The sequence below is a fragment of the Streptomyces sp. NPDC006487 genome, assembly GCF_042870555.1.
Taxonomy (GTDB): Bacteria; Actinomycetota; Actinomycetes; order Streptomycetales; family Streptomycetaceae; genus Streptomyces.
Map to the genome: position 1 here is coordinate 270,570 of NZ_JBIAHN010000008.1, position 13,219 is coordinate 283,788.

The window sequence follows — 13,219 nt, forward strand, 5'->3', positions numbered from 1 at the left end:
CAGCGGTAATCGGGACCGAGTAGCACAGCAGCCCAGCAGCAATCCCCGCCGAGAGGTTCATCCATGGCAGGCGAGACCGTCATCACGGTCGTCGGCAATCTCGTCGACGACCCCGAGCTGCGCTTCACCCCCTCGGGTGCGGCGGTCGCGAAGTTCCGTGTCGCGTCCACTCCCCGCACTTTCGACAAGCAGACCAATGAGTGGAAGGACGGCGAAAGCCTGTTCCTGACCTGCTCGGTCTGGCGTCAGGCGGCGGAAAACGTCGCCGAGTCCCTTCAGCGGGGCATGCGCGTCATCGTGCAGGGCCGGCTGAAGCAGCGGTCCTACGAGGACCGTGAGGGTGTCAAGCGCACGGTCTACGAGCTGGACGTCGAGGAAGTCGGCCCCAGCCTGAAGAACGCCACGTCCAAGGTCACCAAGACCACTGGTCGCGGCGCTCAGGGTGGATACGGCGGCGGTGGCGGCGGTCAGCAGCAGGGCGGCGGCGGTGGCAACTGGGGCGGAGCCCCCAGTGGCGGCGCCCCCCAGGGCGGCGGAGCTCCCTCCGACGACCCCTGGGCGTCCAGTGCGCCGGCCGGCGGCCAGCAGCAGGGCGGCGGCGGTGGCGGTTGGGGCGGAAGCTCCGGCGGCTCCGGCGGTGGCTACTCGGACGAGCCGCCCTTCTAGGGCAGCTCGCACCCCCACTTCTTGATTTCACAGGAGAGACACAATGGCGAAGCCGCCTGTGCGCAAGCCTAAGAAGAAGGTCTGCGCGTTCTGCAAGGACAAGACCGCGTACGTGGACTACAAGGACACGAACATGCTGCGGAAGTTCATTTCCGACCGTGGCAAGATCCGTGCCCGCCGCGTCACCGGCAACTGCACGCAGCACCAGCGTGACGTCGCCACGGCTGTGAAGAACAGCCGTGAGATGGCACTGCTGCCCTACACGTCCACCGCGCGATAAGGAAAGGGTGACCGAATAATGAAGATCATCCTGACCCACGAGGTCTCTGGCCTCGGCACCGCCGGCGACGTCGTCGACGTCAAGGACGGCTACGCTCGCAACTACCTGGTCCCGCGTGGTTTCGCGATCCGCTGGACCAAGGGTGGCGAGAAGGACGTGGCGCAGATCCGCCGCGCCCGCAAGATCCACGAGATCGCGACGATCGAGCAGGCCAACGAGTTCAAGGCCAAGCTCGAGAACGTCAAGGTCCGTCTGGCCACCCGCGCGGGTGACGCCGGTCGTCTCTTCGGTTCCGTCACGCCCTCCGACATCGCCACGGCGATCGAGGCGTCCGGTGGCCCGAAGGTCGACAAGCGCCGCGTGGAGCTGGGCTCCCCGATCAAGACCCTCGGCTCGTACCAGGTCTCCGTGCGTCTGCACGCTGACGTGGCCGCGACCGTCGGCATCGAGGTCGTCGCCGCCTAAGGGCTGCGCATGAAGGGCCGCACCCCTCCGGGGGTGCGGCCCTTCTTCGTGTTTCACGTGAAACACCGGGCACGGTCGGCCCCTGTTTCACGTGAAACATTGCTCCAGGGCGACCTCGGACCACCTCGGGGCGGCTCGGTCTACCGGGTGGCTCCGGCGACCAGCCAGCGGCCCGAGCGGGCGCGCAGCTGGAGGGTGACCATCCGGACCAGCATCATCAGGGTCATGGCGCACCAGAGGGCCGTCAGCCCGCCGCCCAGGGACGGTACGAGCAGGGCGGCCGGGGCGAAGACGGCGAGGGTCAGCAGCATGGCCCAGGCCAGGTAGCGGCCGTCGCCCGCGCCCATCAGAACGCCGTCGAGGATGAAGACGATGCCGGAGACGGGCTGCGAGACGGCCACCACGAGCAGGGCCGGCAGCAGGGCGTCCTCGACGGCGGGATCGCTCGTGAAGAGCGGGATGAACACCGGGCGGGCCGCGATCACGAGGAGGCCCAGGACGATGCCGGAGACGATCCCCCACTGCACCATGCGGCGGCAGGCGGCCTTGGCCCCCTCGGTGTCGCCCGCGCCGAGGTAGCGGCCGATGATGGCCTGCCCGGCGATCGCGATCGCGTCGAGGGCGAAGGCGAGCAGGCTCCACAGGGAGAGCAGGATCTGGTGGGCGGCGATATCGGCGTCGCCGAGGCGTGCGGCCACGGCGGTCGCGATCAGCAGGACGGCCCGCAGGGACAGGGTGCGGACCAGCAGGGGCGCACCGGCTTGTGCGCAGGCCCGGATGCCCTCGGCGTCGGGCCTCAGGGAGGCGCCGTGCCTGCGGGCGCCCCGGACGACCACGACCAGGTAGGCGGCGGCCATGGCGCACTGGGCGATCACGGTGCCCCAGGCGGAGCCCGCGATGCCGAGGCCGGCCCCGTAGACGAGGGCGACGTTCAGGGCTCCGTTGAGGGCGAAGCCGCCGATCGCGACGTAGAGCGGGGTCCGGGTGTCCTGGAGGCCGCGGATGACGCCGGTGGCGGCGAGCACCACGAGCATCGCGGGGATGCCGAGGGCGGAGATCCGCAGGTAGGTGATCGCGTACGGGGCGACGGTGTCGGAGGCCCCGAAGAAGGAGATCAGGGTGGGCGCCGTGGGCAGGACGACGGCGACGACGACCGCGCCGAGGAGCAGGGCGAGCCAGATGCCGTCCATGCCCTGACGGATGGCGGCCTGGAGGTCACCCGCGCCGACGCGGCGGGCCACGGCCGCGGTGGTGGCGTAGGCGAGGAAGACGAAGATGCTCACGGCCGTGGTGAGCAGCGCGGCCGCGATGCCGAGACCGGCCAGCTGGGGTGTGCCGAGGTGGCCCACGATGGCGCTGTCGGCCATCACGAAAAGGGGTTCGGCGACGAGGGCTCCGAAGGCGGGGACGGCGAGCGCGAGGATCTCGCGGTCGTGCCGTCTCGGGGCAGCCTTCGGTGCGGTGGGGGCCTGTCTCATGTGCTCAATCTAATCTTCCACAGGTAACAGACACAAGGTCCTTTGGATCCTTACCGATGCGTCGATTCGAGCGTTCGCCCCACCTCGTTGGAGGCGATCTTGAGACAGTGGCGAAGAATTTTCTCCCCCACAGCCTGCGGAAGGCGAAATTGCAGGTCAGGTGGGGTAAGTGGGTAGGCCAGGTGATTTTGTCCACAGCGCCGTCCCCCGGTCCGTGCACAGCTTCCGGGGAGTTACCCACAGCATTGGTGCCGTCATCCACACCTCATCCACACAGCCTGTGGATAACAAGATTGGCTGACGTCGCTCCCGGCCCTACCGTGGTGCGTTGTCCGACTCGCCGAGAGCCGATTCGGGTGCCCCAAATGTCAGAGCCGTGTCGTAGAAAGAGTGACACGGCAAGGTCCGCGTTGCGGACGGGAGGAGGCGGCCCGGTGAGTATGTCCGAGCCCATGGACGACCCCTGGGCCGACAGCGGTCCAGGTGACCGTCTGCCCGCCCGTACGCGCCGCAACGGCGAAGGCCGTGGCCGCGGGGACGAAGAGAGCGACCGAGGCCGCGAGGGCGGCTCCTGGGACGGCGGTGGAGGCGGCTTCGAGCGGGTCCCGCCCCAGGACCTCGACGCCGAGCAGTCCGTCCTCGGCGGCATGCTGCTGTCCAAGGACGCCATCGCCGACGTGGTCGAGGTACTGAAGGGCCACGACTTCTACCGTCCGTCGCACGAGACGATCTACCAGGCCATCCTCGACCTGTACGCCAAGGGAGAGCCGGCCGACCCGATCACCGTCAGCGCCGAGCTGACCCGGCGCGGTGAGATCAGCAAGGTCGGCGGGGCCCCCTACCTGCACACCCTCGTCCAGTCGGTCCCCACGGCGGCGAACGCCGAGTACTACGCGGAGATCGTCCACGAGCGGGCGGTCCTGCGCCGGCTGGTCGCCGCCGGTACGAAGATCACGCAGATGGGTTACGCCGCCGACGGGGACGTCGACGAGATCGTCAACAGCGCCCAGGCTGAGATCTACGCCGTCACCGAGCAGCGGACCTCGGAGGACTACCTGCCGCTCGGGGACATCATGGAGGGCGCCCTCGACGAGATCGAGGCGATCGGTTCGCGCAGCGGCCAGATGTCGGGTGTCCCGACCGGCTTCACGGACCTGGACTCGCTGACCAACGGTCTGCACCCGGGCCAGATGATCGTCATCGCGGCTCGTCCCGCCATGGGAAAGTCCACCCTCGCGCTGGACTTCGCCCGTGCCTGTTCCATCAAGGCGAATCTGCCCAGCGTCATCTTCTCCCTCGAAATGGGGCGCAACGAGATCGCGATGCGCCTGCTCTCGGCGGAGGCCCGGGTGGCCCTGCACCACATGCGCTCCGGCACGATGACGGACGACGACTGGACCCGGCTGGCCCGCCGGATGCCGGACGTTTCCGCCGCCCCGCTCTACATCGACGATTCCCCGAACCTGTCGATGATGGAGATCCGCGCGAAGTGCCGCCGCCTCAAGCAGCGCAACGACCTGTCGCTCGTCGTCATCGACTACCTCCAGCTGATGCAGTCGGGCGGCTCGCGCCGGCCGGAGAGCCGCCAGCAGGAGGTCTCGGACATGTCCCGAAACCTCAAGCTCCTGGCGAAGGAGCTGGAGGTCCCGGTGATCGCGCTGTCCCAGCTGAACCGTGGTCCCGAACAGCGCACCGACAAGAAGCCGATGGTCTCCGACCTGCGTGAGTCCGGCTCGATCGAGCAGGACGCCGACATGGTGATCCTGCTGCACCGCGAGGACGCGTACGAGAAGGAGTCCCCCCGCGCGGGTGAGGCGGACCTGATCGTGGCGAAGCACCGTAACGGTCCTACGGCCACCATCACCGTGGCCTTCCAGGGCCACTATTCGCGGTTCGTGGACATGGCCAACACGTAGCATCCGCACCATGGATGCCGCATTGGAAGATCATGTCCTGCTGCCCGCGACCCGGCGTGCGCTGAACCACCGGATCGCGGTCGCGCAGCGCGAAGGCCGGACGCCGTCCCTGGTGGGGGCCGTGGTGCGGGGCGGCGAGGTGGTCTGGGAGGGGTCCCGGACCATGGTCGAGGGCCACGGCCCCGACGGAAACGTGCAGTACCGGATCGGGTCGATCACCAAGACGTTCACCGCCGTGCTGGTGATGCGGCTGCGGGACGAGGGCCTGCTGGAACTGGGCGACCCGATCGAGAAGTTCCTTCCGGGTACGGGAGTCGGCGAGGTGACGGTGGGGCAACTGCTGTCCCATACCTCCGGACTGGCGGCGGAGACGCCCGGCGAGTGGTGGGAGCGCACGGCGGGCACGCTGCGGCCGGAGCTTTCGGACGTCCTGGGCGAGCGCCCCTTCCGATTCGAGCCCGGTCGGCGCCACCACTACTCCAACCCGGGTTACACGCTGCTCGGTTCACTCGTCGAGGCCGTCCGCGCGAGGCCGTGGGAGGAGGCGCTGCGCGCCGAGGTGCTGGAGCCGCTGGGGCTGGAGCGCACGACGGCGCAGCCTGTGGCCCCGCACGCCGGCGGCTGGGCGGTGCACCCGTGGGCGGACGTGATGATGCCGGAACCCCTGGAGGACCTCGGGCTCATGGCCCCGGCCGGCCAGCTGTGGTCCACCACCGGGGATCTGGCGAAGTTCGCCGCCTTCCTCGGACGGGGCGACGCACGCGTGCTGAGCGCCGAGTCCGTACGGGAGATGCGGGTCTCGGCCACTCCCCCGGAGCCGGGCATCGCCGAACTCGGATACGGGCTCGGGGTACAGCTGACGCTGAGCGGCGGGCGCCGGCTCGCGGGCCACACCGGCTCGCTGCCGGGCTTCCTCGCCGGGCTGTGGCTGAGCGAGGCGGACGACGTGGCAGCGGTGGTCCTGGCCAACTGCACGTCGGGGCTGGCGGTCTCGACGCTGGCGGCCGAACTGGTGGGCATCGTCGCCGATGCCGAGCCGCGGATCCCCGAGCCGTGGCGGCCGCTGCGGGAGGCCGATCCCGTGGCGCTGGAGCTGTGCGGCCCTTGGTACTGGGGCACGTCGGCCCAAGCCGTACGGCTGACCTACGACGGATTCCTGGAGCTGGGCCCGGTGGGTGCGACCGGCCGGGCCGCCCGCTTCCGGCCGGAGCCGGACGGCAGCTGGACCGGGCTGGGCGGCTACTACGCCGGTGAGTCGCTGCGGGCCGTACGGCGGCCGGACGGATCGGTGAGCCACCTCGACCTCGCCTCGTTCGTGTTCACCCGGGAGCCCTACGACCCGAAGTCCCCGGTGCCCGGCGGGGTCGACCCGCAGGGCTGGCGGGGCATCGGCTAGCGGATGCCCCTCATCCCGCCGTGAGTTCGCGCTCCAGGGGGGTGCGGAAGCGCGGGGTGACGCGGGCCTCCCCCAACCAGGCGGCGAGCCGGACGGCCTCGGCGGCGACGGCCTTCTCGGCTGCGCCGCCGGGTTCGCCCAGCAGCCGGTGGACGATCTCGCCGTCGCCGCGCTGGGCCCAGCCGCCGACGATCTCTCCGTTCCACCACACGGTGGGGCCGATGTTGCCGGAGTGGTCGAAGAGGGGTGGCCGGTGGGCGGGGTCGAGATGGAAGCCCCGGTCCACCCAGCCCATCGCGCTCGGGTCCAGGGCGGGCAGCAGAGCGGCCCAGGGCTCCTGCTCGGGTTCGGGCCCGGTGTCCCCGGGGCAGACGAGTGCGGTGGCGCCGTCCTCGAGCCGGACCTTCTCGGGGCCGACGGCGGCGAGGGCCTTGCGGACCTCGGTGAGGGTCCAGCCCGTCCACCACTTGAGGTCGGCCTCGGTGGCGGGACCGTAGGAGTGGAGCCAGCGCCGGGCGATCTCGGCGCGGGCCTCGGCCGCGGGCACGACGGGCCAGGGATCGGTGTGGACCCAGCGGTACTGGCTGGAGGTCCACGATCCCCGGGGCCGGTCCCTGCGGATCCGGCCGTCGGCGGCCAGTAGCCGGATGACACGGGTGGCGACACCGGTCTCGGTCTCGTACTTCTTGCCCCGGCCGTAGACGAACTTTCGGCGCAGGGCGGGGACGGCCGCGGAGAGCTGGCTGCCGGTGGAGGGGCCGTGGGAGTCGAGCGCGTCCAGCACGTTGCTCTCCACCTGGGCCAGCCAGTCCGCGTCGAGGCCCTGACCGTCCTCGTCGAGGTGCTTGAGGAAGGTGCGGCGCTCCTTCACGGCGATGCCGCGGGCGGTGGAGGCGTCGACGTAGGGGGCGAGCTCTGTGGAGACGGCGAAGAGCGTGTTGCGCATGCTGAGGAGCCGCACGAGGGTCACGTCCTCGTACAGGGCCCGCTCGATCGCGGTGGGCCCGCCTGCGCTCAGCCTGGCGCGGGCCGAGAGGAAGACGGTCGCGGCATCGGTGGCGTGCAGGGCCACGACGCAGTCTGCGGCCTCGGGCACGGTGGCGGCGTGTGCCGACGGGGCCAGGCGGTGCCTGCGGCCGAGGCGCCGGCGACGGTCCGCGGTGGTGACGAGGGGAAGGCTGCTCACCCTCCCGATCGTAGGCCGGGCCGCCGACAGCGGCCCGGCCCACGCCCGGCGTCTCAGAGCTGGAGTTTGAACCCGACGTGAGAGGCGGTGAAGCCGAGCCGTTCGTAGAAGCGGTGGGCGTCGACGCGGGTCACGTCCGAGGTGAGCTGCACGAGTTGGCAGTTCTCGGCACGGGACTGGTCGATCGCCCATTCGATGAACCGCGAGCCCAGCCCGCTGCCGCGCTCGTCGGCGTGGACCCGTACGCCCTCGATGATCGAACGGGTGCTCCCCTTGCGGGAGAGTCCGGGGACGATGGTCAGCTGGAGGGTGCCGACGACGCGGCCCGCACGGACGGCCACGACCACGTGCTGGTGGGGGTCTTCGGTCAGTCGTTTGAGGGCCGCCGCATAGGGGGTGAGATCGTCCGGGGACTCCCGGGTGGCGCCGAGCGGGTCGTCCGCGAGCATCGCGACGATCGCGGGCAGGTCCTCCTCGGTGGCGGGGCGGATGAGCAGGCCGGAGCTGATGCCGGTCATGGTCTGGTGCTCCTTGCTCAGCCGGCCGCCACGGTGAGCGGGGCCCACCGACGGGTCCAGTCACCGGGCAGGCCGGGGATGTCCCGGGTCATGACGGTGTTGAAGGCCACGGAGCCGAGACCGCGGTCCTTGAGCCAGCCGAGCAGCTCTTCGTGACGGACGTCGACATCCGTGCGCAGGGGCCGGTCGGTGGCTGCCGCGAGGGCGGTGACCAGTGCCCTGGCCGCGCCGGTGTCCCGGGCCACCAGCGGCCCGATGACATGGGTCTCCATGTTCGGCCAGATCGCTCCGTAGCCGATCAGTTCGCCGGAGGGGTCCTCGGCGACGAGCAGCCGGTCCGTGAAGGCCGGCAGCCGGGTGAGCAGGTGCGTGCGGTCGGTGCCGAAGACCTCGGTGTCCAGCCGGAGGATCCGCGAGATGTCCTCGGCACCTGCGGGCCGTACGCGGACGGCGTCCTGCACCGGACCGGTGGCGTCCGGGCTGAAGGAGCCCCGCAGCATCTCGGCGCGCCCGGTGGTCTCGAAGCCGAGCTCCTCGTAGAGGGGGCGGCCGTACGGGGTGGAGTGCAGGGTGAGCGGCACGCCCTTGAGAACCTCGTCGCAGACGTATGTCATCAGGCGCCGGCCCAGACCCTGTCGGGCATAGCGTTCGGCGACCAGGACCATGCCGATGGCGGCGAGTTCGGGATCGGCCAGCGGCGGTCCGTACCGGGTGACCACGCAGGCCGTGGCCAGTCCCCGTCCGTCGGGGGCGTCGATGCCGTAGCCGTGTCCGGCGGCGAGCAGGAGACCCCACTTGTGGTCCTCGCGGGGCCAGCCGCGGTCTTCGGAGAGATCGGCGCAGTGCCGGAGATCGTCCAGGGTCAGTGCGCGGATCGGGAGGGAGGTGAGGTGTGGTGGTGTCACGGACCCAGACTGGTTCATCGATGCTGATCCGGTCCAGGGGATTTGGGGTGGATGTTTCACGTGAAACATCCACGCGAGGTCCGGTGGGCGGCGCCACTGTTTCACGTGAAACGAACGTACTAGCCTCGACGCTTATGACCCTCCTCCACCTGTTCGACCTCGACGGGACGCTGATGTACGGCTCGGCCTCGCCGGTCGAGATCTCGCGGCAGCTCGGGCTGTCCGACGAGATCGCCGAGCTGGAGCGGGCCTTTGCCGCACGGGAGCTCCAGCCGCACCAGTTCGCGCTGGCGGCGCAGAATCTCTGGGCGGACCTCACTCCGGCACACGTACGGGCGGCGTTCGACGGGGCGCCCTGGCTGTCGGGGATCCGGGAGGTCTGGCAGGAGATCCGGGGGCGCGGGGACTACTGCGCCGTGATCTCGCTGTCCCCGTCGTTCTTCGTGGAGCTCCTGCTGGAGTGGGGCGCGCACGCCGCGCACGGCTCGGTCTTCCCGGAGGTGCCCTTCACCCGGCCGGTGGACTTGGCCGGGATCCTGACACCGGAGGGGAAGGTGACGGTCGCCGACCAGTTGTGCGCCCGGTTCGGCGTGACCCGGGCCGACTGTGTCGCCTACGGGGACTCCAGCACCGACGTGGAACTCTTCGCGGCGGTCCCGCTCTCGGTCGCCGTGAACGCCCGGCCCTACCTCGTGGAGCGGGCGACGCACGTCTACGAGGGCCGGGACCTGCGCGAGGCATACCAGCTGACAGGGGTGGCGCGCATGGGAGTTGAGGCATCTTAAGGGGAAAGTGGGTTCGAAACGCGGAATTCCCGCATTTCCCCGCAGGCTCTGGGGCGGACTGGCACGCTGTGAAACCCGGAACCACGGATTCGAAGGCCGTGGCGTGTGCAGACCTACCGAGATGCTCGAAGCGAGGCACCGCATGGACGCTCCGCCCACCAGATCGGCAAGACGGGGGTCATCCCGGATACCGTCCGGGGACGGGGCGCCCGAGCCCTCCCCCGAGCCCTCCCCCGATGCGGTGCTCATCCGCCGGACCCTCGCGGAGATCGCACCCGTCGCCGACAGGGTGACCTCATATTTCTACGCCGTCGTCTTCACGGGACACCCGGAGCTCCGGGGGCTGTTCCCCGCCGCGATGGACGTGCAGCGAGACCGGCTGCTGAAGGCGCTGCTGACGGCCGCCGAGCACATGGACAACCCTGAGGTGCTCACCGCGTACCTGCGCCGGCTGGGTACCGGGCACCGCAAGTACGGAACCCGGGCCGAGCACTATCCGCCGGTGGGAGAGGCACTGATCGCGGCGCTGGCCAAGTACGCGCAGGACACCTGGGGGCCGGAGACCGAGGCCGCCTGGGTCCGGGCGTACACCGCGATCTCGCAGATCATGATCGACGCGGCGGCCGAGGACGAGCCGAAGGCGCCGCCGTGGTGGCACGCGGAGGTGGTCTCGCACGATCTGCGGACTTCCGACATCGCGGTGCTCACCGTCCGGCCCGACCAGCCCTACCCCTTCCTGGCGGGCCAGTACACGAGCCTGGAGACCCCGTGGTGGCCGCGCGTCTGGCGGCACTACTCCTTCGCCTCGGCGCCGCGCGCGGACGGACTGCTGTCCTTCCACGTCAAGGCCGTTCCGGCGGGATGGGTCTCCAACGCGCTCGTCCGGCACGCCCGCCCCGGTGACGTGCTGCGGCTCGGGCCGCCGACGGGATCGATGGTGGTGGACCACAGCACCGACAACGGCATGCTGTGCCTGGGCGGCGGCACGGGCATCGCCCCCATCAAGGCGCTGATCGAGGACGTGGCCGAGCACGGAGAGCGGCGCCCGGTGGAGGTGTTCTTCGGGGCGCGCAGCGACGACGACCTGTACGACAAGGACACGCTGCTGGGGCTTCAGCGCTCGCACCCCTGGCTGTCGGTGCGCCCGGTGGTCTGTGACGAAGGACTGGCCGGACAACTGCCCCAGGCCGTCGGCACCCACGGGCCCTGGAGTTCGTACGACGCGTTCGTCTCGGGGCCGGCCGCGATGATCCGCAGCGGAGTGGACGCCCTGAAGAGGATCGGGATCCCCGGTGAGCGGATCCGGCACGACGAGGTGGAGGAACTGGCGGGCGTCGCCGGGTGATTCGGCGGCGCCCGCGTGCGGTGGGTCAGCCCAGGTCGGGGGCGTGCATCGCGCGCACGCCCTCGATGTTGCCGTCGAGGTAGTGGCGCAGGGACAGCGGGACGAGATGCACCGCGGCGATGCCGACGCGGCTGAAGGGCACGCGGACGATCTCGTACTCGCCCGCCGGCTCGTCGATCTCGGGGCCGTGCCGCTGGCTGGGGTCCATGGATTCGAGATGGCAGACGAAGAAGTGCTGCACCTTGACGCCGGTCACTCCGCCGTCGGCGATGTGCTCGACGGTATCGACGAAGCAGGGCACGACATCGGTGATCTTCGCGCCGAGTTCCTCGTGGAGCTCTCGGTGGAGGGCGTCGACGACCGTCAGGTCCGAGGGCTCCACGCCCCCGCCGGGGGTGAGCCAGTACGGGTCGACGCCGGGTTTGGTCCGCTTGATGAGGATCAGGTCGTCACCGTCGAGCAGGATCGCGCGGGCGGTGCGTTTGACCACTGGACGTTCGGTCATGGGAGAAGAGTGGCCCAGACTTCCGCTTCTGAAACGCGTGCCGGTGAAACGCGCCGTGCGGGGAACCGGGCGGTCCGAGCCGCGGGACAGCGTGCTCGGACCGCCTTCGGGCCGGTGCTCAGCCCGCCGCGGCCGCCAGGTCGAGTGCTCGCAGCACGTCCGTGACCAGGTCCTCGGTGTCCTCGGCCCCCGCTGAGAAGCGGATGAAGCCCTCCGGAACGTTGTCGCCGCCCCACCGTCGGCGGCGCTCCGCGGTGGACCGCACCCCGCCGAAACTGGTGGCGTCCTCGACGAGCCGCAGGGCGGCCATGAACCGTTCCGCGTGCGCGCGGTCGGGCAGGGTGAAGGAGACCACGGAGCCGAAGCCCCGCATCTGCCGCGCGGCCGTCTTGTGGGACGGATCGGCCGGCAGGCCCGGGTAGCGCAGCCCGGTGACGTCGCCACGGTCGGCGAGGGCCTCCGCGACGGCGAGCGCGTTGGCCCACTGGCGCTGGGCGCGCAGCTGGATGGTGGCCAGGGACCGGTGGGCGAGCCAGGCCTCCATGGGGCCGGGGATGGCGCCGACCACCTTGCGCCAGCGGCGGATGCCCGCGGCGAGCTCGGCGTCGCGGCAGACGACGTACCCGAGCAGCAGGTCGCCGTGGCCGGTCAGCCCCTTGGTGCCGCTGGCCACCGAGAAGTCGGCACCCAGTTCGAGGGGGCGTTGGCCGAGCGGGGTCGCGAGGGTGTTGTCGACGGCGACGAGGGTTCCGCCGGCGTGCGCCGCGTCCACGAGGCGCCGTACGTCGCAGACGTCGAGTCCCGGGTTGGACGGGGTCTCCAGCCACAAAAGCCGGGCCCCGTCCAGGACCTCGAGCTGGGCGTCCTCGCCGGTGGGGGCGGTGCGCACGTGGACCCCGTAGGCCTCCAGCTGCTCCCGTACGAGGGGCAGCACCTGGTAGCCGTCGTCGGGCAGGACGACGGTGTCGCCGGCGCGTGCCTGGGAGAGCAGGACGGCGGCCACGGCGGCCATCCCGGAGGCGAAGACAACCGTGTCCACCCCATCCATGCCGGGGGCCTCCAGCTCCCCGATGGCCCGCTCCAGCAGGGTCCAGGTGGGGTTGGTGTCGCGGCCGTAGGCATAGGGGCCCTCGACGTCGCCGGGAAGGTGGAAGTGGGCGGCGAAGACGGGGCCGGGCAGCGGCGGCTCGTTCTTGACGGGCTCCGGCAGACCGGCGCGGACGGCGACGGTGCCGTCGCCGAGCCGCTCGGGCGCCGGAGGCACGGGGGCGGGGGCGTTCACGGGGTGTGCTCCTTCACGGCTTCTCTTACGGCGGCCAGCAGGCCGGGGCTGGCCGCCTCGACCAGGTGCAGGCACTCCTCGAATCCGGCGAGGGGGCCGTAGTAGGGGTCCGGTACGTCGGTCTGCGTGGCCGGGGCCGCCGGGTCGTAGGACCGCAGCAGCCGGACCTTGGCGGCGTCCTCCGGGGTGGGGGCGAGCGCCCTGAGGTCGCGCAGGTGCCCGGCGTCGAGCGCGATGACGAGGTCGAGGCCGGCGAACCAGGAGGCCCGGAACTGCCGGGCCCGGTGGCCCGGCTCGTACCCGGCGGCCTCCAGGACGGCTGCGGTGCGCGGGTCGGCCCCGTCCCCCTCGTGCCAGCCGCCGGTGCCGGCGCTGTCGATCTCGACCAAGTCCGAGAGCCCGGCGTCGGCCACGTGGGAGCGGAAGACCGACTCGGCCATGGGCGAGCGGCAGATGTTGCCGGTGCAGACGAAGCACACGCGGTACATGGGC

At 71.0% G+C, this 13,219-nt stretch carries 14 protein-coding genes; 7 read left to right on the forward strand and 7 right to left on the reverse strand.

The genetic code is table 11. The annotated features are described in order from the left end of the window. Nucleotides 1-63 precede the first annotated feature (63 nt). From ACFYM0_RS16250 to rplI, 3 genes are read left to right on the forward strand one after another with little or no spacing between them, the layout of a single operon-like run. A complete protein-coding gene (locus ACFYM0_RS16250; RefSeq protein ID WP_388501504.1) occupies nucleotides 64-666 on the forward strand; it encodes a single-stranded DNA-binding protein in 603 nt (200 codons plus the stop codon). Nucleotides 667-709: 43 nt separating this feature from the next. Then, nucleotides 710-946, forward strand: coding sequence for a 30S ribosomal protein S18 (gene rpsR / locus ACFYM0_RS16255; RefSeq protein ID WP_005315025.1), 237 nt, complete (start codon nucleotides 710-712; stop codon nucleotides 944-946). A gap of 18 nt (nucleotides 947-964) precedes the next feature. Then, nucleotides 965-1,411, forward strand: a complete 447-nt coding sequence (gene rplI, locus ACFYM0_RS16260; RefSeq protein ID WP_243331152.1) for a 50S ribosomal protein L9 — start codon at nucleotides 965-967, stop codon at nucleotides 1,409-1,411. Between the two features lie 140 nt (nucleotides 1,412-1,551). Here the strand turns inward: rplI and ACFYM0_RS16265 are convergent, their stop codons facing one another. Continuing rightward, nucleotides 1,552-2,889 carry an MATE family efflux transporter gene (locus ACFYM0_RS16265; protein WP_388501507.1) on the reverse strand — a complete coding sequence of 446 codons (1,338 nt, stop codon included), beginning with the start codon at nucleotides 2,887-2,889 and terminating at the stop codon, nucleotides 1,552-1,554. 452 nt (nucleotides 2,890-3,341) lie between these two features. Between ACFYM0_RS16265 and dnaB the strand changes: the two genes are divergently transcribed. Continuing rightward, nucleotides 3,342-4,805, forward strand: coding sequence for a replicative DNA helicase (dnaB, locus tag ACFYM0_RS16270; protein WP_388501741.1), 1,464 nt, complete (start codon nucleotides 3,342-3,344; stop codon nucleotides 4,803-4,805). Between the two features lie 10 nt (nucleotides 4,806-4,815). Then, the gene (locus tag ACFYM0_RS16275) at nucleotides 4,816-6,201 is read left to right on the forward strand and encodes a serine hydrolase domain-containing protein (RefSeq protein ID WP_388501509.1); all 1,386 of its coding nucleotides are present in this window, start codon (nucleotides 4,816-4,818) and stop codon (nucleotides 6,199-6,201) included. Nucleotides 6,202-6,211: 10 nt separating this feature from the next. On the opposite strand, the gene ACFYM0_RS16280 is transcribed toward ACFYM0_RS16275, so the two are convergent. The 3 genes from ACFYM0_RS16280 to ACFYM0_RS16290 are packed head-to-tail and all read right to left on the reverse strand — an operon-like array spanning nucleotide 6,212 to nucleotide 8,810. Beyond that, on the reverse strand, nucleotides 6,212-7,387 hold the full coding sequence (locus ACFYM0_RS16280; protein WP_388501512.1) for a winged helix DNA-binding domain-containing protein: 1,176 nt from the start codon (nucleotides 7,385-7,387) through the stop codon (nucleotides 6,212-6,214). A gap of 53 nt (nucleotides 7,388-7,440) precedes the next feature. Further along, entirely contained in the window at nucleotides 7,441-7,905 is a 465-nt protein-coding gene (locus ACFYM0_RS16285) for a GNAT family N-acetyltransferase (RefSeq protein WP_388501514.1), read from the reverse strand. A gap of 17 nt (nucleotides 7,906-7,922) precedes the next feature. Continuing rightward, nucleotides 7,923-8,810 (reverse strand): GNAT family N-acetyltransferase, encoded by an 888-nt coding sequence (locus tag ACFYM0_RS16290; protein ID WP_388501516.1) that lies wholly within the window; start codon nucleotides 8,808-8,810, stop codon nucleotides 7,923-7,925. Nucleotides 8,811-8,944: 134 nt separating this feature from the next. Between ACFYM0_RS16290 and ACFYM0_RS16295 the strand changes: the two genes are divergently transcribed. Together ACFYM0_RS16295 and ACFYM0_RS16300 are read left to right on the forward strand one after the other, a co-directional pair. Continuing rightward, the gene (locus tag ACFYM0_RS16295) at nucleotides 8,945-9,595 is read left to right on the forward strand and encodes an HAD family hydrolase (protein WP_388501519.1); all 651 of its coding nucleotides are present in this window, start codon (nucleotides 8,945-8,947) and stop codon (nucleotides 9,593-9,595) included. A 58-nt stretch (nucleotides 9,596-9,653) separates the two neighbouring features. After that, complete coding sequence (locus tag ACFYM0_RS16300; RefSeq protein WP_388501744.1) at nucleotides 9,654-10,940, forward strand: globin domain-containing protein; 1,287 nt, start codon at nucleotides 9,654-9,656, stop codon at nucleotides 10,938-10,940. Between the two features lie 25 nt (nucleotides 10,941-10,965). Here ACFYM0_RS16300 and ACFYM0_RS16305 read toward each other — a convergent pair whose 3' ends face one another. The 3 genes from ACFYM0_RS16305 to ACFYM0_RS16315 form a co-directional block, all read right to left on the reverse strand. Continuing rightward, nucleotides 10,966-11,445 (reverse strand): NUDIX domain-containing protein, encoded by a 480-nt coding sequence (locus ACFYM0_RS16305; RefSeq protein ID WP_388501521.1) that lies wholly within the window; start codon nucleotides 11,443-11,445, stop codon nucleotides 10,966-10,968. Nucleotides 11,446-11,563: 118 nt separating this feature from the next. Next, nucleotides 11,564-12,727: a cystathionine gamma-lyase gene (locus ACFYM0_RS16310; RefSeq protein ID WP_388501524.1), complete on the reverse strand. Its 1,164-nt coding sequence runs from the start codon at nucleotides 12,725-12,727 to the stop codon at nucleotides 11,564-11,566. Further along, entirely contained in the window at nucleotides 12,724-13,215 is a 492-nt protein-coding gene (locus tag ACFYM0_RS16315; RefSeq protein ID WP_388501526.1) for a low molecular weight protein-tyrosine-phosphatase, read from the reverse strand. The genes ACFYM0_RS16310 and ACFYM0_RS16315 overlap by 4 nt, the downstream gene beginning before the upstream one ends. Between the last annotated feature and the right edge of the window lie 4 nt (nucleotides 13,216-13,219).